The following is a 21,622-nucleotide window of genomic DNA, read 5'->3' as shown; positions in this document are numbered from 1 at the left end:
AATGGTACAAAAATTGATTTATAGCATTCTCTGGATAACAGGTTTTTAATAACATTATTATAGTGTAATTAACGCTGTGTTAACCGAATATACCCGTCATACTTCAAGTTACTTGGGTGTTGCGTGCATGAGGCGCGCCGAATCACATAGTCTATCTATGCTCATCGACGCGCCTCACTTCGCGCCGACAAGCAACTCGAATTATTTTGGGTATAATAGATTAATTTCAAATTGTTTCTTATTGTAAATTGCTGTTGAGCATTCGCTCTCCAGTACTCTATTGCAGGACTAAAATGAGTCTGTTTCCCGTCATCGTAATATCTGGCCTCTCTTTTCCGCCAATATTTTTCGAGTTGATTTTGTCGTTGGCACTATTTTGGATAGTCCGCCGATTGCTGACCCCGACCGGTATTTATGATTTTGTCTGGCATCCGGCCCTATTTAATACCGCCTTGTATTGCTGTCTTTTTTATTTGATTTCGCGTCTGTTTGTTTGAGGTCTTTGTGAAAATTTTCGTAAAAAATATCTCTCGTCCTGCGATAACCTTAGTGTTGGTGGTTCTGGCCTTCATCGCTATTTTTCGCGCATGGGCGTTTTACACTGAATCACCCTGGACGCGTGATGCCCGCTTCTCTGCCGACATTGTCGCTATTGCGCCGGATGTTTCTGGTTTGATTAGCGAAGTGAATGTTCACGATAATCAGCTGGTGAAGAAAGATCAGGTGTTATTTGTCATAGACAGAGAACGTTATCAAAAAGCGTTAACTGAAGCACAGGCCGATGTTGATTATTACCAGGCGTTAGTCACGGAGAAACGTCGTGAAGCTGGTCGACGTAATAGCCTTGGAGCCAATGCTATATCGCGTGAAGAGATCGATCAGTCCAATAACGTACTGCAAACCGCTATTCATCAATTAGCTAAATCGGAGGCATTGCGCGACGTTGCGACTCTGGATTTACAGCGCACGATTATTCGTGCCCCGGCTGATGGCTGGATAACTAATCTTAATGTCTACGTGGGAGAGTTTATTACCCGTGGCTCTACTGCCGTTGCTTTAGTCAAACAGAATTCGTTTTATATTCAGGCCTATATGGAGGAAACCAAGCTTGACGGTATTCGTCCGGGATACCGTGTACAAATCACTCCATTGGGAAGTAATCGGGTACTGCGTGGAACGGTTGACAGTATTTCTGCTGGGGTCGCTAACGCAAGCAGTGTAAGTGATGCCAAAGGCATGGCGAGTATTGACTCTAATCTGGAATGGGTTCGTTTGGCTCAGCGTGTTCCGGTGCGTATTCATCTCGATGAGCAGCAGGGGATCCTTTACCCTGCGGGCACCACGGCAACCGTTGTGGTAACCGGTGAACAAGATCTGGATACGGAACATGATTCATTTTTTATGAAACTTCTGCACCGCATTCGTGAGATCGGTTGAGCCAGCTAAGTATGTATCATATTTCTACACTGCATATCCGCTTTGCAATTAAGCTGGCCTTCGCCATTGTACTGGCGGTTTTCATTGGTTTTCATTTTAACCTTGATACCCCGCGCTGGGCCGCGCTGACGGCAGCACTGGTTGCTGCCGGACCGGCTTTTGCGGCCGGTGGTGAGCCTTATTCTGGTGCGATTCGTTATCGTGGTATGTTACGTATTGTCGGTACTTTTATCGGCTGTGCAGCCGCTTTAATTATTATAATCTCACTGATCAGAGCACCAGTAGTCATGCTATTGGCATGTTGTTTATGGGCGGGATTCTGTATCTGGATCTCTTCTCTGGTACGTGTTGAAAACTCCTACGCATGGGGGCTGTCGGGTTATACTGCTTTAATCATTGTCATCAGTATCCACACTGTACCACTGACGACGCCACAATTTGCGATTGAACGCTGCAGCGAGATAATCATTGGTATTGTCTGCGCTATTGTTGCTGACTTACTTTTTTCCCCTCGCTCGATTAAACAAGAAATAGACAGAGAGCTGGACAGCTTGCTGGTGGAACAGTATCGGTTAATGCAGCTCTGTATTGCCCATGAAGATAAAGACGAAATCGATAAAAGCTGGGGGAATCTGGTTCGACGGGTGACTGCATTAAACGGTATGCGCAGTAACCTACAGATGGAGTCTTCGCGCTGGGAACGGGCGAATCGGCGTCTTAAGGCGATTAATACCCTGGCTTTGACACAAATTACCCAAGCCTGTGAAACCTTCTTGGTTCAGAATCTACGTCCGCTGGATATTACGCCTTCGCTCAGACAGGTCTTTGCAACGCATGTTGAAACGGCTGCAGATGTACACAGGCAGCTGAAAAAATTGCGTCGATTAATTTCCGTGCTGGGAGAAAAATCCACGCCAGTATCGATCAGTAGCTGGGTTGGTGCCTCAACACGTTACTCATTACTCAAAAAGGGCGTTATCACACATGCTCCGATAAGCAGAGTAGAAGAGGAAATTTTACAGGACGAAGTGGTTGTCAAAGTTGAGTCAGCCGAAGGGCATCACGCGATGATCAACTTCTGGCGTACCACTATTTCCTGCATGTTGGGCAGTTTGTTCTGGTTATGGACCGGATGGACGTCTGGCAGTGGGGCAATGGTGATGATAGCCGTCGTAACGTCGCTGGCTATGCGTCTGCCTAATCCCCGGATGGTGGCGCTTGATTTTGTCTATGGCATGTTAGCCGCACTTCCGATAGGCGCGCTCTACTTTTTGGTTATTATGCCTTCGACCCAGCAAAGCTTTTTATTGCTCTGTATTAGCCTGGCATTACTGGGTTTCTTCATTGGTATTGAAGTTCAGAAACGGCGGCTTGGTTCCCTTGGCGCACTGGCGGGTACCATTAACATTATCGTACTGGATAACCCGATGACGTTCCATTTTAGCACTTTCCTGGATAGTGCTCTGGGGCAAATCGTCGGTAGTATCCTGGCGCTGTTGGTGATTCTGCTGGTTCGCGATAACTCTAAAGAGAGAACTGGACGCACGTTGCTCAATCAATTTGTTTCGGCTGCGGTCTCTGCACTGACGACCAATAAAATACGCCATAATGAGAACCATCTGCCCGCTTTGTATCAGCAACTATTCTTATTGCTGAGTCGTTTCCCTGGTGATATCGACAAGTATCGTCTGGCACTGACACTGATTATTTTGCATCAGCGTTTGCGTGATGTCGCGATACCGGTTAATGAGGAGCTATCAGCTTTTCATCGCCAGTTACGTAAAACGGCGAACCGGGTCATTGCAGCGAGTAATGACAGTAAACGGCAGCGAGAGTATTTACTGTTGCTGGCTGAACTGGATGTCTATGAAGAAAAACTACAGCAGTGGTCAGCGCCACCACAAACCATAGAGCTGGTACAGCGTCTGAGCCTGATATTGCATAAGTATCAGCACACGCTTATTAATGCCTGAGCGACGTCAGATATATCGGGCTCCCCGCCATGTGTTATGGCGGGAACAGCCGAATGATTACAGCTCTTGCTCAAACAGCACCAGAATCGCTTCGTAAAGCTGTTTCACTGAGAAATTGCTGGTAGGGGTGGTAAAGATCGTATCATCCCCGGCAATAGTACCGAGAATACCTTCGGATTTACCGAGAGAGTCCAGTAAACGGGCAATTAACTGAGCCGCACCAGGGCTGGTGTGTATCACAACGACGGCATTGTTATAGTCGATATCCAGAACCAGGTTTTTTAACGGACTGGAGGTAGTAGGCACCCCTAATTCTGCGGGCAGACAGTAGACCATTTCCATTTTTGCATTACGTGTCCGTACTGCCCCGAATTTGGTCAGCATACGCGATACTTTGGACTGATTGATATTTTCAAAGCCATCGTTCTGTAACGCCTGAACGATTTCTCCCTGCGAACTGAATTTCTCTTCTTTAAGCAAGGCCTTGAAAGCTTTAACTAATTCATCTTGTTTCGAAAGAATACGCATTCTTTACCTGCCATAGGGGGGATAAAGAAAATTATTATGCGTTTTAATGAATTTTTATGCAAATCTCGAATGGTAAAGCGAGTTGAAAAAATATTATAGAAACGAGTGATCTTATCAGATTTTGTTATCGACGAACATGCATGGCTCACGACTTAAAAATAAGCATTAAAGTAAACCGAATGTTATTAAATTGATGTTGTTTTGATGTCCCCAGGCGAGTAATGTAACGGCGGTTGATGTAAACCACATCAGGTCGTGACCTGGCGGTTCTGGCGTTTTATTCCACCTGGAAAGTAAGTGCAGCAAAACGTGGTCAGGAATTGCAGAATATCGCAGTCTTGAAACGAAAGGATTGTAATTACCCACTCTCAGGATTATGGTCGCCATCGCAGGATGTTACGGCATGATTTAGCTACCCATAATAAGGAGTTTTAGGATGAAAGTTGCAGTCCTCGGCGCGGCAGGCGGTATTGGCCAGGCGCTTGCCCTTCTACTCAAGACCCAACTGCCTTCAGGTTCAGAACTCTCTCTGTATGATATCGCACCAGTAACCCCTGGCGTTGCGGTTGATCTGAGCCACATCCCTACCGATGTGAAAATCCAGGGCTTCTCTGGTGAAGACGCAACACCTGCGTTGGTAGGTGCGGACGTTGTCTTGATTTCTGCTGGTGTTGCACGTAAACCAGGCATGGATCGTTCTGACTTGTTTAATGTGAATGCCGGTATTGTGAGAAACCTGATCCAGCAAGTGGCAGTGACTTGCCCGAAAGCCTGTATCGGAATCATCACTAACCCAGTGAACACCACTGTTGCGATTGCGGCTGAAGTGCTGAAAAATGCAGGCGTTTACGACAAAAATAAACTGTTTGGTATAACGACCCTGGATATCATCCGCTCAAATACGTTTGTTGCGGAGCTGAAAGGCAAGAAACCAACGGAAATCGACGTTCCGGTTATCGGCGGCCACTCAGGCGTGACTATTCTGCCTCTGTTGTCTCAGATCCCGGGAGTGAGCTTTACTGAGCAGGAAGTCGCTGACCTGACTAAACGCATCCAGAATGCGGGAACTGAAGTGGTTGAAGCGAAGGCCGGTGGCGGATCGGCAACACTGTCCATGGGACAAGCCGCTGCACGCTTTGGTCTGTCTCTTGTACGTGCACTGCAAGGCGAAAGCAATGTGGTTGAATGTGCTTATGTTGAAGGTAACGGTGAATATGCCCGCTTCTTCTCTCAGCCGCTGCTGTTAGGTAAAAACGGCATTGCCGAGTATAAAGCCATTGGTACCCTGAGCGCTTATGAGCAAGACGCTCTGACCGGTATGCTGGATACCCTGAAGAGTGACATTAAGCTGGGCGAAGAGTTTGTGAAGTAAGCCTGAGTATTATCGGTGTGAGAGCAAATAAGCTCTTAGCCCGAGAAGAAAAAACGGGAAAACATTGTTTTCCCGTTTTTTATGGTTGTTCGACAGCAGTTAATTAGTTAACAGCGGGATATTCCTGAATAGTGACAGGTAGGGTGAGTTTCTTATCGTCACGTATGACTTCAACATCAATAACCGAACCCGGGCGAATTTCTGCGACTTGATCCATGGTCTCAAGCACCGATACCGCAGGTTTATGATTGACTGAAAGAATCAAGTCTTTGGCCTGAATACCAGCGGTAGCCGCGGGTCCATTCGGTGACGTTTTACTGACCATAATTCCTTGTAGCCGTTCTATACCCGTGGCAGGGGCATTACGCGGCGCGAAATCCATGCCATCAATACCGATATAACCACGGATCACCCGTCCATCACGAATCAGTTTTTCCATGATTTTGGTTGATAGCGCGGTAGGAATAGCAAAGCCAATGCCTTCTGGTGTCTCACCGTCATTACTTTTGTCAAATGACAGGGTATTAATACCAATCAGTTCACCCAGCGAATTGACCAGCGCACCGCCGGAGTTTCCCCGGTTGATCGAAGCATCTGTTTGTAAAAAAGACTGCCTGCCAGATGCACTAAGGCCGACTCGTCCAGTGGCGCCAATAATTCCCTGGGTGACTGTCTGGCCAAGGTTATAGGGGTTGCCAATCGCCAGCACCACATCGCCAATATGTGCCTGTCGCTTGATATTAATAGGGATGGTGGGAAGATTGGTGGCATCAATTCTTAATACAGCAAGGTCTGTCAGACTGTCAGATCCGACTAACAAAGCTTCAAATATACGACCATCTTGTAGTGCGACAATGATTTGATCAGCATCGTTGATGACATGCTTATTCGTAATGATATAGCCGCGACTGTCCATAATAACGCCAGAGCCGAGCGTTTTTATATGCAATTCTGGCTGGCCATTGTTTCCGGCGCTACGGTTATAGACATTGACGACAGCAGGAGCAGCGCGACGTACCCCTGAGTTAAAGCTCACCGGGGTGTCATCGGTGCTATCAAATGCTGACGGGGTAAGCGGGCTAATTGTTTGTCGGAGTGAAGGTATTGTGAACAACAATAAACCCGCAACAATTATTCCTATCACCACTGAACGAAGTATCTTCAGAAGCATAGTGTTTAATTAAATCGTAAGAGAGGCCGATAGAGTAACATAAGTGGAACGGGCAGGTAGACCTGACATGCCCGTTTCCTCGGTTAGTATTAACGCGCCAGGATATAGATACTGTTGTCGCCACGGATAATATGTAAGGCGATAATCGCAGGCTTGGTATCTAAAACTTTACGCATTTCGCTTAAATTATGTACCGGATCGCGGTTGATCGCGACGATAACGTCATCTTTCTGCAAGCCTGCCAGTGCCGCAGGTGAACCTTTTTCTACATTCTCCAGCAGGACACCTTTAGTCCCGTCTTTTAACTGCCCATCGCTGAATGAAGCTCCCTGTAGTGCGGGAAGAATCGACTCCAGACTCGTGGTCGCCTCTGGGCTTTTATCCAGGGTTACATTAACGTCAAGAGGTTTTCCATCACGTAACAGACCTAGTTTAACTACTGTACCGGGTTCGGTGGTGGCAATTTTGCTGCGCAATTCAGCAAAGCTTTGGATCGTTTTACCGTTCAAACTGGTAATAACATCGCCTGCTTTGACGCCCGCTTTTGCCGATCCGGAGTCAGGTATCACTTCACTGATAAAAGCACCGCGCTGAGTATTGAGTTTAAAGGCTTTAGCAATGTCAGCATTCAGCTCTGTGCCTTTAATACCCAGTAAACCGCGTTTAGCTTCACCGTACTGGATAAATTGTTTAACCAGGGTTTGCGCCATATTGCTAGGGATGGCAAAACCGATACCAACGTTACCCCCACCAGGGGCCAGAATGGCGGTATTAATACCAATCAGCTCGCCGTTAAGGTTAACCAGTGCCCCGCCAGAGTTACCTTGGTTAATTGAAGCATCAGTCTGGATAAAGTTTTCCAGACCTTCTAAATTAAGTCCACTACGACCAAGGGCAGAAATAATACCAGAGGTTGCCGTTTGTCCGAGACCAAACGGGTTGCCCACAGCAACAGTAAAATCACCGACTCGCAGGCCATCAGAGTCAGCCACTTTGATTTCTTTTAAGTCTTTGGCGTCCTGTAATTGTAGTAAAGCGATATCGCTTTGCTTATCGCTACCGATAGCTTTAGCATTAAACTCGCGTCCGTCATTGAGTTTGATTTTGATTTTATCTGCGCTATCAATTACATGATTATTCGTCAGAATATAACCATTTTTGGCATCAATAATGACACCTGAACCTAATCCCCCCAGGCCACGCGGCACTTTTCCTGGCGGGAGCGGCGCTTCGGAATCCGTAGCAGGTGCGTTGCGCTCAACCTGGACACTGACAACCGCAGGAATAACTTGCTCCAGCATAGGCGCCAGGCTAGGTAATACAGGCTGCTGCGAAGGGACATCTGTAGATGTTGAGGCTAAAGCCAGAGATGAAGCACTGAGTGTCACACCGATACTTAGCGCTAATACACTTAACAGCCGTACTTGTTTTTTCATTAGATGCAGGCTCTCATGACAATAAGGAAAGGGGACACATACATTGTGAAAGTATGGCTTCCAGAAACAAAACCCAGATGGCCGATGCACAGAAAAACTGTGATTCGGCCATCTGAATGAAGCTTACTCTGGGGCCACTAAGTCCCCTGAGCGAGATACCGATTAGTTACGCTTGGCGCCATTACGCAGTAAACCCGAAGCGCCTTCTGAGTAATCGCGAGGGATCTGAACCGGAGCTTGATCGTTGCTCGCCTCTGATTCATTAAGACGTGTACGGAACGGATTGGTTTCCGCTGTCATACCTGGCAACAGGCTGCTGGAGCTTTTCGCCATGTGCTGATAAAGCTGGCGATAATCACCGGCCATTTTGTCCAGAAGTTCTGCACTATGTGCAAAATGACTGACCAGTTCTTCACGATATTCTTCAAGCTCTTTTTTGCTTGCTTCCAGCTCATATTGAAGGTTTTGTTGTTGACGCAGTTTACGATTACCAAAACGCATCGCGGTGGCACCAATGATTAGGCCCACAACTAATCCAATAAGCGCATATTCCCAAGTCATGAACATCTCCCGTTGTCTTGTGATTCCATTGGGTACTGTAGCCACTATAACCGTTAATTTAAGAGAAGTGGAATCTTGCCGCAGCTTCGCTTAGGGTAGAACGGCCTTTTTGCGACAACTGTAGTAAACAGCTATCCGATTTTAAAGGAAATACTAGGATACCATGCAAAATACCTCTCCCCTATCATGCTATCAGCAAACCTTGTTACAAGGTGATTATCAGCCTGATGATGTGCAACGTAATGCCATCACTAAACTGGATACGATATGGCAGCAGCTTATCTTACAAAAACCTGAGCCTGTGCCAGGCGGTCTGCGTGCTCGATTTGGCAAGCTGCTGAGTAAAAATCGTGTTCCAGCGGTTCAAGAGCCTGTCCGGGGGTTATATATGTGGGGTGGCGTCGGCCGAGGAAAAACCTGGCTGATGGATATGTTTTTCCAGAGTTTGCCTGGTGAACGCAAGTTAAGGCTGCATTTTCACCGCTTTATGTTACGGGTTCATGAAGAATTAACGCAGTTACAAGGCGAAAGCGATCCGCTGGAGAAAGTAGCAGACAGTTTCAAAGCGGAAACTGATATTTTGTGTTTTGATGAATTTTTTGTCTCTGATATTACGGATGCCATGCTTTTAGGGACGCTGATGAAAGCCCTTTTCGCACGAGGTATTTCGTTAGTCGCAACATCCAATATTCCGCCTGATGAACTGTATCGTAATGGTTTACAGCGGACGCGCTTTTTGCCTGCTATCGAGGCAATCAAACAGTATTGTGATGTGATGAACGTCGATGCTGGCATTGACTACAGGCTGAGAACCTTGACCCAGGCTCATATCTGGCTGTCACCTCTAAATCAACAGACAGCCGGGCAGATGGAAAAACTCTATACTGCGCTGACGGGGGTGATTCGTGAGCCAGGACCTGTGATGGAAATTAACCACAGACCGTTGGCGACACTCGGCGTGGCCAACCAAACCCTGGCGGTAGATTTTACGACCCTTTGTGTTGATGCCCGTAGCCAGCATGATTACATTGCCTTATCGCGTCAGTTCCATACGGTGATGCTGTTTAATGTGCCCGTGATGAATACCCGTAACGAAAATGAAGCCCGACGATTTATTGCGCTGGTAGATGAGTTTTATGAACGGCATGTCAAACTGATTGTGTCTGCACAAACAGAACTTTTCGATATTTATCAAGGTGAAAAACTTAAATTTGAATTCCAGCGCTGCCTGTCGCGGTTACAGGAGATGCAAAGTGAAGAGTATTTGCGCCTGGAGCACCTGCCTTAAATGTCTATCCCCGTCATACTTCGAGTTGCCTGTGCGTTGGCTGCGTTCGTTCACCCGAATCACTTACCTATGTAAGCTCATCGGGATTCTCTCACTTGCCGCGTTACGAGACTCATAGATGAGTCTCGCCCTGACGGGCCAACGCTTTGCGTTGTTCAAAACGTTAACGTTTTGTCATGCAACTCGAATTATTTTGGGTATAATTATGGCACAAAAGACAAATTAGGGTCGATTTTTCGAAGCGACTTCTCTATAATCTTGCGACCCCACGTTACAACCAAAGTTTTTTTCCCGAAACTTTTGTCGTGCCGGCATAGGCTATTCGAAGGGGTAGGTTTGCTGGACAATGTCGTGTGAGCCTCAACTGATTTTAAGCGTTTGGGTGTTCACCAACGTGTAACTATATATTGGGTAAGCTTTTAATGAAAACTTTTACAGCTAAACCAGAAACCGTACAGCGCGACTGGTATGTTGTTGACGCTGCTGGTAAGACCTTAGGTCGTCTGGCTACTGAACTGGCTAGCCGTTTACGCGGTAAGCATAAAGCGGAATACACTCCGCACGTTGATACTGGTGATTACATTATCGTTCTGAACGCTGACAAAGTTGCTGTAACTGGCAACAAGCGTACTGACAAAGTGTATTATCGTCATACTGGTCACATCGGTGGTATCAAACAAGCGACCTTTGAAGAAATGATTGCTCGCAGTCCTGAGCGTGTGATTGAGATCGCGGTTAAAGGCATGCTGCCAAAGGGTCCTCTGGGCCGTGCTATGTTCCGTAAACTGAAAGTTTACGCAGGCAACGAGCACAACCACGCGGCACAGCAACCGCAAGTTCTTGACATTTAATCGGGATTATAGGCAATGGCTGAAAATCAATACTACGGCACTGGTCGCCGCAAAAGTTCTGCAGCTCGTGTTTTTATCAAACCGGGCAGTGGTAAAATCGTAATCAACCAACGTTCTCTGGAACAGTACTTCGGTCGTGAAACTGCCCGCATGGTAGTTCGTCAGCCGCTGGAACTGGTTGAGATGGTTGAGAAGCTGGATCTGTACATCACTGTTAAAGGTGGTGGTATCTCTGGTCAAGCTGGTGCTATCCGTCACGGTATTACCCGTGCGCTGATGGAATATGATGAGTCTCTGCGTTCTGAACTGCGCAAAGCTGGTTTCGTTACCCGCGATGCTCGTCAGGTTGAACGTAAGAAAGTCGGTCTGCGTAAAGCACGTCGTCGTCCTCAGTTCTCCAAGCGTTAATTGTTTTCTGCAAATTTGCAGAACAACAATGGACAGCAAACAAACACCGAAGAGTTTCTCTTCGGTGTTTTTTTTTGCCCGGAGATAAAAAAGCCGATATCAGAAGAACTGATATCAGCTAATATTTTTCTGCATTATTGTATAATGACTAGCTTACCGATTGTTTTTCCTCAATGTTCTTATTACGGTGTGCCATTTCCTCGGCACTGATACCGGGCAGCTCTATCTTCAGCACATAGGTCAGAAAAGCGTAGATACTCGCTCCTGTCACCATTGACACAATCACCCCCAGACTGGCTGAAGCAAATACGCTATTACGCGTTTCTGGAGTCAGCAGGAAACCGACCAGGTGTGCAATATAAGGATCGCTTGAAGTAATAGTGCCGGTCCCCACAACGGTAGCAATCAGTAAGGACAGCAATGCAGTCCAGCGACCATCTCTACCGCCATCCCCTGCTTTATTCGCCATATCCACCTTCCAGCCAAGACGTCTTTGTCGATAAAAATCGACAAGCTGGATAGCCCCAGCAGAGCCCATAACTACACCAATAGCGATCAGGAATGATTGAAAAGTGGCAAGGAATGAATCAGAGATAAACATCAGATAAAACGCGCCTAATCCGATAATGACAGCATTGATTGTGGTCGTCGTGGCTCGGCTGACCGGAAGCCCCATTGCCAGCAAGGCAAGCCCTGAGCTATAGACACCGGTAATGGCAGCCGAGAGCAGAGATACAATAATAACAATCGAGAAAGGGACATAAAACCAGAGCGGCAGTAAATCAGTCAGAGACGTAATCGGTGAGTTTGCGGCAGCCGCACTGAGTGTTGGGTTACTGTCAGCCAGAAATGCGCCGAGCATCAGTAAAATACTCACTGGCAAAGCAATACCAGACGTGGTCCAGAAGATGACCTTTGAGGCCGGCGTTTTGCTGGGTAAGTAACGAGCAAAGTCACCACCGTAGTTCAGGAATCCCAGCCCTACCATGGTCATTGCCAGTACGACCCCCCCTATCCAAGTGAATAAGTCTCCATGAACGGCAGTCTGACCCAGTTTATCCCAGTGAATATGCGGTACGATTAACAACACAAAAACAATGCTCATCAAGCCAGTGACCCAGGCGATGTACTTCTCAACCTGCATAATCAACTGATGGCCATAAACGGCGACTGACAGGGTTAAAGCCAGGATAAGAACAAACCAGCCAAGCACACACAATAGTGCTGGCTGGCCGTTTGCTTGTGCAAAAATGGCAGGCCAAAGTTTCGCTGTCAGGGATGCCCCCGTAGTTGATGCCAGGGTAATCAGCGTGATTTTCCAGCCCATATTTGAAATATAGGCAAACAGGGTAGGGAATTTATTACCATGATAACCAAAACAGAAACGCGTCTGCGTTAAGGTGGGCAAACCGGTGCGAGGCCCGCCTACTGCCAGAATACCGACCAGAAAACATGACAGCAAATAACCAATAATACCGGCACTGATAGCCTGCCAGACACTGAGTCCCAAAGAGTAAACATAGATTCCGTAGGTGATGCCGAGGATTGAGACATTCCATGAAAACCAGACTGGGAAAAGCCCGGAAGCATGACCATAACGTTCAGATTCAGGGACAGCATTGACGCCATTAGACTCAACTTTCAGAGCAGTTGTGGCGGGTTGTGTGGTGTTTTTCATTCAAGAACCCTTATGGAATAGGCTAATCACAATAAATTGCGGTTTCTAAAGCGAGCTCAATCATTTTGTCTAGCGTGGCTTGTTGCTGAAGGGCCGGAACTTCCTCTCCTGTCAGACTGTTAATGCAAGGCGTCAACAGGCTCAGTGCTTTGGCCCGATACTGTGCGGCAAGAGTGAACAGGGCGGAGGTTTCCATTTCAACGGCGATAATGTTCATCTTGTTTAGCAACTGCAACATGCCTTCTGGCTTGTCATACAGCAGGTCATTGGTGAAGGTATTGCCAAATTGGGTTGGAATATGACGTTGCTGTGCGACTTCCCAGCACAGACGTAATAACCCGAAATCAGGAACGGCAGCGTAGTCATAACCGCCGAAGCGATCCCGATTAACCGAAGATGAGGTCCCGGCTCCAGTTGCAACGACCACAGCCTGGAGGTCAGGGTTCTCTCCGATGATGCCGCAGGTGCCAATGCGGATCAGTTTTTTAACGTTAAAAGAATTAATTAACTCATAAACATAGATAGAAACAGAAGGGATCCCCATGCCATGTGCCATGACGGATACAGGTTTGTTGCGGTAATAACCGGTAAAACCAAACATATTGCGAGCATCACAGACACGCTTTGCATCTGTTAAGTAGGTTTCAGCAATATACTGGGCACGTAATGGGTCGCCTGGCATGATAACGGCTGCAGCAAAGTCACTTGGATTTGCATTAATATGTGGTGTCATCAGACTCTCTCTCTTCACTGAGTTCAGGAGTACAGTAGAAAGAGCTGTGAATTGAGAAAAAGGCAAATGTCCGGGTGTAGATGATTTTGATCACAAAATTGATTTTTCATGCGGTTTAACGTTTAAAGGCAGCATGAGTTCAATGCCAGCAAGGTAGAATAGCGACAGGATCCACGGGCAGTCTCATATTTCATTTTTCGCTCTTATTTTTCTACCAGGCTGAGTAATTCTGGAATGTTAGCGATAAGCGCAATAAGCTCAGACCTTGAGTCAGGTATAAAAGACATGGTGTATCGGAGGTCGGTAACAGATGAGTCTGCTTCAAGAATATGCTCAGAGGGGCTATCAAACTTTGCGTGAAGCGGTGCTGTCGGCGCCTTTAAAAAAAAAGATTTTGGCCCTGGCGAAGCTATTTTACGGCAGGGCGAAGAAATAAAAGCGTTGTACTGGATAACGCTGGGCGAATATACCATGCATTATCATGCTGATAATGGAAAAGTCTTCAGTCTCGGACAGCGTTTTGTCAGCGATACTATTATTGGTGAAATTGAGTTTCTGACAAAAACACCCAGCCAGTTTTCAGTTATTGCCAATGACGCAATGACGGTGCACGTTATTCCATTAGCCATGATGGAGAAAATTTTACTGACTCATGCCGAGGTGGGTATTTGGCTAAGCCAGCTACTTTCTATCAGCTATCAGCGGGGTATGGCAAAAACCATGGAGCGTTTCTTACAACCGCTGGTATTTAATATTATGTCAGATATTTATGAACGTTATCAGCAAAACAAACCTCTGGTCGATTTCTCTCAAGTTTACCGGGAAGCTGAGCGCTTTGGTTGTTCAGAGCGTAATTATCGCCGGGCGATCACTCAGCTGATTAATGAGCAGTATATTCGTAAACAGGCCAGTGAATATGTAATTTGCGATATAGAGAAGTTTAAAAAAATACTGATCAATGCTTCCTCTGTTAATTAAATCGTTCAGGTTTACCGGATAAATCACCTGGGCAATTTATCCGGTTCGGTATATTTACTGGCCGTATTTTATTGTTTATCTTTCGATTGTCTCGTTAATTTCACAGCTACCTGCCATTCGTGCCATCGTTTTTGGAGTCGTTCATGACGTGCCATATCAGGCTGAAAACTCAGATGTTCAGGTAAAAATTGGCGTAATTCCTCGATAGATATTTTTAATAACGCTTTGCGTGCGAGCAGAGCTGTACCGATAGCGGAGAGCTCCGCCACATCGCTACGCAGCACCGGGCACCCGAGAAGGTCGGCCTGGTATTGCATTAACCAGCTATTTTTGGTTGGTCCGCCGTCTACCATCAGTGCCGTTAAAGTAAAATCCTCGCGCTGGCGCATCACCATCACCACATCAGCAATCTGATAAGCGATGGACTCCAGTGCAGCACGTACCAGATGTGCGCGTTTGACTCCGCGACTGAGACCACTTATGACTCCACGTGCATTTTCATCCCACCAGGGCGCACCCAGCCCGGTAAGCGCGGGAACAAAGTAGACGCCTGATGTCGAGTCAACCGAAGCGGGTAACAGGGTGAGTTGCTGTGCCAGCTCTTGTGGCGCGAGCATATCCAGTCCGGTACTTTCCACCATCCAGGCAACCGCATCACCGGTATGGGGAATATTTCCTTCCAGGCCATAAACCAGCTGTTCCCCGTCATGCCAGGCAACGGTAGTGGCGAGACTATCAACATCATACTGAGCCGAGCTGACGGGAGCCATCACCGAAGATCCCGTACCGTAGGTCGCTTTCACACAACCCGTAGCCCCCAGACCGTGCGCAAACAGGGCGGCATGTGAATCACCTAGCATTGCCAGCACAGGAATACCGTCGGGGATCCCCTGGCATCCCCGGGTGTAACCAAAGTGTCCACTCGAGGGTAAAATATCAGGAAGTGCCTGGCGCGGAATCGAGAAAAGCGCCATCATTTCATCATCCCAGTCTGCGGTATGCAGATTTAATAGCTGAGTGCGTGCAGCATTGGAATAATCACAGTGGAAAGACTCTCCCCCCGTCAGATTCCAGAGCAACCAGCTATCCACCGTCCCTAAACAGATTTCGCCTTGTTCAGCCTGCGTAAAACCATCAGGTACTGACTCCAGTAACCAGCGCATTTTTGACGCAGAGAACAGCGAGGCGACAGGTAAACCCGTGACTGCTTTGATCTGTGCTTCTTTGCCCTGTTCACGTAACGACTGACAGAAAGGTGCTGTACGTGAACACTGCCAGGTGATTGCCGCAGAAAGAGGGCGTCCGCTATCACGATACCAGCCTACAGCGGTTTCACGCTGATTACTGATTGCCAGCCCAACAATATTTTCTGCGCCCACTGCGGCAATAGCCTGTGATACAACATCAACAGAGGCCTCAATCAGCAGCTCGGCTGGCTGCTCTACCCATCCTTCCTGCGGAGTGGTGATAGTCAAAGCCCTGGAAAAGGATGCGACTATTTTGCCGTTGCTATCGAGTGCCACCGCTTTAGCATTTGTTGTGCCCTCATCGAGGGCAATGATAATTTCTTTACCGGCCACAGTTACCTCATTGATGCAGATAAGTATCAACGCCACCTGACATATTTTGTCTTATTATTTTTTTTGTGCCTGAAATAGAGCCGTCGCCTGTTTTACAATCCCAGCTGCATCAATTTCATGGTAAGCGCGTGTTGATGCGCGATCGGCTGCGATGGCATATCCACCATCAGGAATACCCAGTCGACGCAGCGGAATGGCACATCCTGCTTCGGCCAGAACTTCGGCCACCAGACTACCGACTCCGCCATTGATATTATGTTCTTCTACGCTGACAACGGCCTGATGCGGTTTAAGGATCTCCAGTAACTGTCCGGTATTACAAGGACGAATAGACGGTACATTGATAACCGTGGCTTCAATACCGTTTTCTGCTAATTGTGCGGCAGCGGCAACAATTTCATGTACTGTTGAGCCCATTGCGACCAAGGCAACATCATTTCCCTGACGTAGAACATCAATTTGTCCTGGGACGAACTGATATTTTTCATCATGGAGCTCAGGCAAAGCTTTACCATCAAGACGAATATAGACCGGGCCTACATGCTCCAGGGCGTAATCAATTATCTGCCGGCATTCAATCGGGCAAGAGGGCGCGTATATTTCGATATTGCCAAAACCGCGCAGAACAGCAATATCATCAATACTGTGGTGAGTACTGGCTAACGGGCCGTAGCTGGCTCCAGAGTTGAGACCAAATAGCTTCACGTTGGTATTGTTGTAGCAGATATCGATTTTAATCTGTTCGTTAGCGCGAGAGATTAAGAAAGGCGCTGCGTTACAGGTGACAGCAATTTTTCCTCCCAGAGCCAGTCCTGCTGCAGTACCTACCAGAACCTGCTCGGCGATACCGACGTTGACCAGACGCTCGGGGTATTTTTTGATAAACGGTGAAATCTTGGCGGTTGATGTAGAATCAGCGACAACCGGAACCAGATCTACACCGCGATCAACGGCATCAATAAAGGCATTCACCATCACGGTGGCGAGATGTTCACTATTACTCATCTTTTAGCTCCTCGAGCGCTAATGCTATTTCTTCACCTTTTGGTACACGGTGGTGCCATTCAGGACGTCCCTGAATAAAGGATACCCCTGCGCCCTTGGTGGTATTAGCGATGATGACATGTGGTTTACCGTTAGGTTGTAAGGCTTCCAGAGTGGCGACGATATCGGCCATATCATTGCCATTACATTGGGTCACCTCCATACCGAAGGCGCGCCATTTCTCATCCAACGGGTCGGTATTCATAATGTTTTTCGTCGGGCCAGCAAGCTGTAGATTGTTTTTATCGTTAATGATAAACAAATTATCCAGCTGGTAATGCGCAGCGACTAGCGCGGCTTCCCAGTTACTGCCTTCAGCGAGTTCACCATCGCCTGTCACAACAAAGACACGGCGTTTGCTGTTGTCACGTTTTGCTGCCAGGGCTATTCCGACCGCAACCGGCAAACCATGTCCCAGGGCGCCGGTATTCAATTCCACGCCAGGCGTTTTATGGCGTACCGGGTGTCCGGGTAAATGTGAGTCAGCATGCTGATAGGTGGAGAGCCACTCTACAGGGATAAATCCGGCCTCTGCCAGCACACAATAATAACCGCCCACTGCATGCCCTTTAGACTGGATATAGATATCTCTTTCTTTGCTGTCTTTCAGTTCCACAGAGCAGTTAAGGATGCGAAAGTACAGGGCAGTCAAGATTTCAACTTGTGACAAATCAGCGCCGGTATGACCACCCGCCGGGCTTTCAGCATTGAGCACAATAATGCGACGGCGGATCGCACGTGCTTTTTTTTCTAAACCCTCGATGGAGAGCGAAAACGGATTCATAAAACACCTCTCGAATGTTAATTCCTATCTGAATAAATATTCAGTCTGGGTGAAAAAGAGCGCCATTTGTTCATTACCAGCTCTATAAGTGGCAGAAACAAACGATTATTAGGCGCTCAGAATATATATTCACTCATGATTTATTATCCATGGATGTAAGATATGCTCTGTGAGGGGGTTTGTCTACGACTTGTACAAGCAATCTTCTAAGAAAGAGAAAAGGATCACATTTGAAAGGGGCGCAATAGATTTCCCTGCTTGTTATCTATTCGGCAATGCATAAAAATACAGGGATAAAATTAAGGAGAATGCTATGTCGAAGCAGGATGAACAGCGCTTACTGGTAAAAATAGCGACCCTTTACTATAGCGAAAATAAAAAACAGTCCGAAATAGCCTCATTTCTACAGCTATCGCAATCTTTCGTTTCAAGAGCACTGACCCGCTGTCAGAAAGAAGGACTGGTAAAAATTACAGTGGTGCAACCGACGAATATTTTTGTTGAACTGGAAAAAGAGATAGAGACGCGTTACGGCATTCGCCAGGCTATCGTCGTTGATGCTGGTGAAAATGCCGGTAATGCACAAATAAAGCATGCTATTGGCAGTGCGGCAGCTCACTATGTTGAAACGCGTTTACGACCGGAAGACTGGGTCGGTATCTCTTCATGGAGCACCACCATTCGTTGCATGGTTGATGAAATGCACCCCCAGAGTATCCACGCCGCAGGAGTGATTCAGTTACTTGGCGGGGTTGGCCCTAATGGGAATGTGCAGGCTACTATTCTGACTCAGCAACTGGCGGCCCATCTTGGATGTGACGCATGGCTACTTCCTTCACAAAGCTTTGAGCACTCGGTTGAAGAGCGTACCCGTCTGGTGAATAGCCCGGATGTGGCTGTAGTCGTGGAAAAATTTGCGAAAGTGGATATGGCGATAGTCGGAATTGGTGAGCTCGAGCCTTCCCAGCTGCTTAAAAACTCAGGTAACTACTATAACGAAGAGATGCTCCAGTTGCTGGCTGAACGTGGCGCTGTGGGCGATATTTGCCTGCATTATTATGATGAGTCCGGTAAACCCGTATTAAGTCATGAAGAAGATCCGGTGATTGGTATGGAGCTGGAACAAGCTCGTGCCTGCCAGCATGTGATTGCTCTGGCGGGTGGGCTGGAAAAAAGTAAGGCGATTCGCGGGGCACTGAAGGGTAATTATATTGATGTGCTGGTGACGGATTTTGCTACCGCGCGTAGTTTAGTCACAGCATAAAAGAGGCGCCGAAAAATCGGCGTCTCTTTCCGCTATCTCACTCAGAGCTAACCCGGCATTTAATGGCAACGGGGACCTCTATGTTGGGTCATGACGGCAAGGATATCACTCTGACTGATGACATCGGCGGTTTCGATCTTCACACTTTTAACCTGATAGTGATATTCCGTGCCGGGGGTCAGTCCGGTGATATCCAGGAAAGTGAAAGATGAGGCTTGTGAGTATTTCAGTGTATTATTTTCATAGATATCATAACGTCTGTCCGGGTGCGGTGCACTCGGATAGAGATTCCCTTGCAGCCATTCCAGCAGCAGACTGGTTTGCGTGATATTGGATGCGCGCAGGTTATATTTGTCCTCGTGTCTTTCTGTGGTAACGGCAAGGATATCACTCTGACTGATGGCATCGCCGGTTTCGATCTTCACACTTTTAACCTGATAGTGATATTCCGTGCCGGGAGTCAGTCCGGTGATATCCAGGAAAGTGAAAGATGAAGCTTGTGAGTATTTAAGTATATTATTTTCATAGATATCATAACGTCTGTCCGGATGCGGCGCACTCGGATAGAGATTTCCTTGTAGCCATTCCAGCAGCAGACTGGTTTGCGTGATATCGGATGCACGCAGGTTATAGCTGTTATGATAACTTTCAGTGGTGACAAAAATAATATTACTCTGACTGATAACTTCACCCGTGCTGGTATTTACACGTTTAATCTGGTAGCGATATTCTGTTCCAGGGAGCAGTTCGGTGACATACAAAAACGGTGAGTTTGTGGGGCGAGAGTATTTTTGTATGTTATTTTCATAGATATAATAAATTATATTGTAGTGTGGTGCTTCCATCGAATCATTTTGCCATTCTAACAGCAGGCTGCTTTGTGTAATACCGGTTGCACGTAAGTAGTATCTGTTATCAATGTTTCCCATGGTATATCTCCAAATATCTTAAAATAATTAGAGGGTAAATAGAAATGAATAAGATAAAAGAAAGTGCTTTATTTGATTTAATGTATTAGTTAAATCGCATCAGGTATATTTTTTATACTGATTGAGTATAAGTACTATTTAGCGAGCTTTTTAATATTAATGATTTTACTATACAAAATAAAAACTCTACTAATGCAATTATTGGCATGATGATGCTAATAATTAGTTATACCCGTCATACTTCAAGTTGCTTGGGTGTTACCTGCGTCCAGCCCGCCGAATCTCATAGTTTATCTATGCTCATCGACGGGCTGAACTGGGTGCCTACAAGCAACTCGAATTATTTTGGGTATAGACTGGTATTGACCGGCCAGAAATTAAAAAAAGCGCATAATCGGTAAGTACCGATCTGGCCTGTCAAATATTTTGTTTTACGGGGAGGGGGATGATGAGTATTGCGATAATCCCCGGAGAGTGAATATCTTCCGGGGATCGGTCTGTTTTTAAAATACGGAAGGTTATTTACTTTCGAAGGCGGTCTTCTGTGCGACAACCGCTGCCTTCTGCTGCATTCGGTTTTGCATCTGGTCGATAATAACCGCCAGAATGATAACTAAGCCTTTAATAACCATCTGCCAGAATTCACTGACACCCATCATTACCAGCCCGTCGGCGAGAAAACCGATAACAAATGCTCCGATAATCGTACCCAGAATGGTTCCGCGTCCGCCTGCCAGAGAGGTTCCGCCGAGCACTACAGCGGCAATAGCATTCATTTCAAAGGCAGCTCCGCTTGCTGGATGGCTTGCCAGCAGCTGGGCGGAAACGACTATCCCGGCAATGGCAGCACAGACACCTGAGAGGGTATAGACCAGAATTTTAACCTGCTTGACCTTCACGCCTGAGAGCTCTGCTGCACGCTCGTTATCACCTATGGCATAAACATGGCGACCAAAGGGCAGGCGGCGAGCAATATAGGCGATAACCAGTGCCAGCACGATCATCATCCAGATAGCCCATGGAATACCAAACAGTGAACCGGCGCCAATTTCATCAAAACCAGTGTTACCCAGCTGTGGGTTTCCGGCTAAACCCGGAAAGGTTTGCCCGTCGGAGGTGAGCATGGCTGCACCACGTAATACGTACATGGTTCCCAGAGTACAGATAAAGGGGGCGACACTATAGCGAGTGATAATCCACCCATTAGTGGCCCCAATAAAGGCGCCTATGAGTAATACAATGGGGACAATCACCCAGACACTTGGGAAGATAGCGATGCCGAGCCACGGGATCACAATTCCTTTAGTAATAAGCCACCCTGCAACCATTCCACACAGGCCAAGTGTTGCCCCAATTGAAAGGTCGATGCCCGCGGTAATAATGACAAAAGTAATGCCCAGTGCCAGGAAGGCATTGATAGCAATATGCTTAATCATGATAATCATACTGCCAGCAGACAAGAAGCCCGGAACGGTAATGGTAAAGAAACCTACAATTAAAAACAGGGCAATAAAGGTTCGCAGTTTCAGCAGTAGCAGCAGAATACTTTCGCGAGAGAGTGATGTTCCACCTGACGGCGCAATAGCCGCGGATTGTGTCGTTTTCAT

Annotated in this window: 21 protein-coding genes; 10 read left to right on the top strand and 11 right to left on the bottom strand. The window is 47.0% G+C overall.

The features are described 5' to 3' along the window. Positions 1-293: 293 nt before the first annotated feature. Genes aaeX through aaeB form a run of 3 tightly spaced genes read left to right on the top strand, consistent with a single transcriptional unit; the run spans position 294 to position 3,410 of the window. Entirely contained in the window at positions 294-497 is a 204-nt protein-coding gene (aaeX, locus tag Q1A40_RS18680; protein ID WP_300003252.1) for a p-hydroxybenzoic acid efflux pump operon protein AaeX, read from the top strand. A 7-nt stretch (positions 498-504) separates the two neighbouring features. Beyond that, a complete protein-coding gene (gene aaeA / locus Q1A40_RS18675; protein WP_300003249.1) occupies positions 505-1,437 on the top strand; it encodes a p-hydroxybenzoic acid efflux pump subunit AaeA in 933 nt (310 codons plus the stop codon). A gap of 11 nt (positions 1,438-1,448) precedes the next feature. Then, complete coding sequence (aaeB, locus tag Q1A40_RS18670; RefSeq protein WP_300003246.1) at positions 1,449-3,410, top strand: p-hydroxybenzoic acid efflux pump subunit AaeB; 1,962 nt, start codon at positions 1,449-1,451, stop codon at positions 3,408-3,410. Positions 3,411-3,467: 57 nt separating this feature from the next. On the opposite strand, the gene argR is transcribed toward aaeB, so the two are convergent. Further along, entirely contained in the window at positions 3,468-3,938 is a 471-nt protein-coding gene (argR, locus tag Q1A40_RS18665) for a transcriptional regulator ArgR (RefSeq protein WP_300003243.1), read from the bottom strand. Between the two features lie 436 nt (positions 3,939-4,374). On the opposite strand from argR, the gene mdh reads away from it, so the two are divergent. Further along, a complete protein-coding gene (gene mdh, locus Q1A40_RS18660) occupies positions 4,375-5,310 on the top strand; it encodes a malate dehydrogenase (protein WP_300003241.1) in 936 nt (311 codons plus the stop codon). 103 nt (positions 5,311-5,413) lie between these two features. On the opposite strand, the gene degS is transcribed toward mdh, so the two are convergent. The 3 genes from degS to zapG form a co-directional block, all read right to left on the bottom strand. After that, complete coding sequence (gene degS / locus Q1A40_RS18655; protein ID WP_300003239.1) at positions 5,414-6,481, bottom strand: outer membrane-stress sensor serine endopeptidase DegS; 1,068 nt, start codon at positions 6,479-6,481, stop codon at positions 5,414-5,416. A gap of 89 nt (positions 6,482-6,570) precedes the next feature. Then, positions 6,571-7,917, bottom strand: coding sequence for a Do family serine endopeptidase (locus Q1A40_RS18650; protein ID WP_300003237.1), 1,347 nt, complete (start codon positions 7,915-7,917; stop codon positions 6,571-6,573). Positions 7,918-8,079: 162 nt separating this feature from the next. Next, entirely contained in the window at positions 8,080-8,478 is a 399-nt protein-coding gene (zapG, locus tag Q1A40_RS18645) for a Z-ring associated protein ZapG (protein ID WP_300003234.1), read from the bottom strand. A 163-nt stretch (positions 8,479-8,641) separates the two neighbouring features. On the opposite strand from zapG, the gene zapE reads away from it, so the two are divergent. The 3 genes from zapE to rpsI all read left to right on the top strand — a co-directional run bounded on the left by zapE (position 8,642) and on the right by rpsI (position 11,025). Further along, positions 8,642-9,766, top strand: coding sequence for a cell division protein ZapE (zapE, locus tag Q1A40_RS18640; RefSeq protein ID WP_300003231.1), 1,125 nt, complete (start codon positions 8,642-8,644; stop codon positions 9,764-9,766). A 422-nt stretch (positions 9,767-10,188) separates the two neighbouring features. Further along, positions 10,189-10,617, top strand: a complete 429-nt coding sequence (rplM, locus tag Q1A40_RS18635) for a 50S ribosomal protein L13 (RefSeq protein WP_300003228.1) — start codon at positions 10,189-10,191, stop codon at positions 10,615-10,617. 15 nt (positions 10,618-10,632) lie between these two features. Next, positions 10,633-11,025: a 30S ribosomal protein S9 gene (gene rpsI, locus Q1A40_RS18630; RefSeq protein WP_211993276.1), complete on the top strand. Its 393-nt coding sequence runs from the start codon at positions 10,633-10,635 to the stop codon at positions 11,023-11,025. A 148-nt stretch (positions 11,026-11,173) separates the two neighbouring features. On the opposite strand, the gene Q1A40_RS18625 is transcribed toward rpsI, so the two are convergent. Beyond that, complete coding sequence (locus tag Q1A40_RS18625) at positions 11,174-12,703, bottom strand: cytosine permease (protein ID WP_300003224.1); 1,530 nt, start codon at positions 12,701-12,703, stop codon at positions 11,174-11,176. Between the two features lie 22 nt (positions 12,704-12,725). Then, a complete protein-coding gene (deoD, locus tag Q1A40_RS18620; RefSeq protein ID WP_300003221.1) occupies positions 12,726-13,436 on the bottom strand; it encodes a purine-nucleoside phosphorylase in 711 nt (236 codons plus the stop codon). A 310-nt stretch (positions 13,437-13,746) separates the two neighbouring features. On the opposite strand from deoD, the gene Q1A40_RS18615 reads away from it, so the two are divergent. Both Q1A40_RS18615 and Q1A40_RS18610 read left to right on the top strand, forming a co-directional pair. Continuing rightward, positions 13,747-13,872 carry a hypothetical protein gene (locus Q1A40_RS18615; protein WP_300003218.1) on the top strand — a complete coding sequence of 42 codons (126 nt, stop codon included), beginning with the start codon at positions 13,747-13,749 and terminating at the stop codon, positions 13,870-13,872. A gap of 5 nt (positions 13,873-13,877) precedes the next feature. After that, the gene (locus Q1A40_RS18610) at positions 13,878-14,414 is read left to right on the top strand and encodes a Crp/Fnr family transcriptional regulator (protein WP_300003215.1); all 537 of its coding nucleotides are present in this window, start codon (positions 13,878-13,880) and stop codon (positions 14,412-14,414) included. 68 nt (positions 14,415-14,482) lie between these two features. On the opposite strand, the gene Q1A40_RS18605 is transcribed toward Q1A40_RS18610, so the two are convergent. The 3 genes from Q1A40_RS18605 to Q1A40_RS18595 are packed head-to-tail and all read right to left on the bottom strand — an operon-like array spanning position 14,483 to position 17,822. Then, positions 14,483-15,994, bottom strand: a complete 1,512-nt coding sequence (locus Q1A40_RS18605; RefSeq protein ID WP_300003212.1) for an FGGY family carbohydrate kinase — start codon at positions 15,992-15,994, stop codon at positions 14,483-14,485. A gap of 54 nt (positions 15,995-16,048) precedes the next feature. Further along, a complete protein-coding gene (locus tag Q1A40_RS18600; protein WP_300003209.1) occupies positions 16,049-16,999 on the bottom strand; it encodes a transketolase C-terminal domain-containing protein in 951 nt (316 codons plus the stop codon). Then, complete coding sequence (locus tag Q1A40_RS18595; protein WP_300003207.1) at positions 16,992-17,822, bottom strand: transketolase; 831 nt, start codon at positions 17,820-17,822, stop codon at positions 16,992-16,994. Before Q1A40_RS18595 ends, Q1A40_RS18600 begins: the two co-directional genes overlap by 8 nt. A 313-nt stretch (positions 17,823-18,135) precedes the next feature. Between Q1A40_RS18595 and Q1A40_RS18590 the strand changes: the two genes are divergently transcribed. Beyond that, positions 18,136-19,086, top strand: coding sequence for a sugar-binding transcriptional regulator (locus Q1A40_RS18590; protein ID WP_300003205.1), 951 nt, complete (start codon positions 18,136-18,138; stop codon positions 19,084-19,086). Between the two features lie 59 nt (positions 19,087-19,145). Here Q1A40_RS18590 and Q1A40_RS18585 read toward each other — a convergent pair whose 3' ends face one another. Then, positions 19,146-20,015, bottom strand: a complete 870-nt coding sequence (locus tag Q1A40_RS18585) for a fibronectin type III domain-containing protein (protein WP_300003203.1) — start codon at positions 20,013-20,015, stop codon at positions 19,146-19,148. Positions 20,016-20,533: 518 nt separating this feature from the next. Continuing rightward, positions 20,534-21,622, bottom strand: coding sequence for an ABC transporter permease (locus Q1A40_RS18580; protein WP_300003201.1), 1,089 nt, complete (start codon positions 21,620-21,622; stop codon positions 20,534-20,536).

It is taken from the genome of uncultured Cedecea sp. (assembly GCF_947498825.1).
GTDB lineage: Bacteria > Pseudomonadota > Gammaproteobacteria > Enterobacterales > Enterobacteriaceae > JGM124.
Note: the sequence above shows the minus strand (reverse complement) of the source record. Positions and strands in the feature narration are given on the sequence as shown.

Coding starts and splice junctions, on each gene's coding strand:
- rpsI (WP_211993276.1), top strand. CDS start 10,633: ATGGCTGAAAATCAATACTACGGCACTGGTCGCCGCAAAAGTTCTGCA.
- deoD (WP_300003221.1), bottom strand. CDS start 13,436: ATGACACCACATATTAATGCAAATCCAAGTGACTTTGCTGCAGCCGTT.
- aaeX (WP_300003252.1), top strand. CDS start 294: ATGAGTCTGTTTCCCGTCATCGTAATATCTGGCCTCTCTTTTCCGCCA.
- argR (WP_300003243.1), bottom strand. CDS start 3,938: ATGCGTATTCTTTCGAAACAAGATGAATTAGTTAAAGCTTTCAAGGCC.
- mdh (WP_300003241.1), top strand. CDS start 4,375: ATGAAAGTTGCAGTCCTCGGCGCGGCAGGCGGTATTGGCCAGGCGCTT.
- rplM (WP_300003228.1), top strand. CDS start 10,189: ATGAAAACTTTTACAGCTAAACCAGAAACCGTACAGCGCGACTGGTAT.
- Q1A40_RS18625 (WP_300003224.1), bottom strand. CDS start 12,703: ATGAAAAACACCACACAACCCGCCACAACTGCTCTGAAAGTTGAGTCT.
- degS (WP_300003239.1), bottom strand. CDS start 6,481: ATGCTTCTGAAGATACTTCGTTCAGTGGTGATAGGAATAATTGTTGCG.
- zapG (WP_300003234.1), bottom strand. CDS start 8,478: ATGACTTGGGAATATGCGCTTATTGGATTAGTTGTGGGCCTAATCATT.
- Q1A40_RS18650 (WP_300003237.1), bottom strand. CDS start 7,917: ATGAAAAAACAAGTACGGCTGTTAAGTGTATTAGCGCTAAGTATCGGT.
- zapE (WP_300003231.1), top strand. CDS start 8,642: ATGCAAAATACCTCTCCCCTATCATGCTATCAGCAAACCTTGTTACAA.
- Q1A40_RS18615 (WP_300003218.1), top strand. CDS start 13,747: ATGAGTCTGCTTCAAGAATATGCTCAGAGGGGCTATCAAACTTTGCGT.
- aaeB (WP_300003246.1), top strand. CDS start 1,449: ATGTATCATATTTCTACACTGCATATCCGCTTTGCAATTAAGCTGGCC.
- Q1A40_RS18600 (WP_300003209.1), bottom strand. CDS start 16,999: ATGAGTAATAGTGAACATCTCGCCACCGTGATGGTGAATGCCTTTATT.
- Q1A40_RS18585 (WP_300003203.1), bottom strand. CDS start 20,015: ATGGGAAACATTGATAACAGATACTACTTACGTGCAACCGGTATTACA.
- Q1A40_RS18595 (WP_300003207.1), bottom strand. CDS start 17,822: ATGAATCCGTTTTCGCTCTCCATCGAGGGTTTAGAAAAAAAAGCACGT.
- Q1A40_RS18580 (WP_300003201.1), bottom strand. CDS start 21,622: ATGAAAACGACACAATCCGCGGCTATTGCGCCGTCAGGTGGAACATCA.
- Q1A40_RS18590 (WP_300003205.1), top strand. CDS start 18,136: ATGTCGAAGCAGGATGAACAGCGCTTACTGGTAAAAATAGCGACCCTT.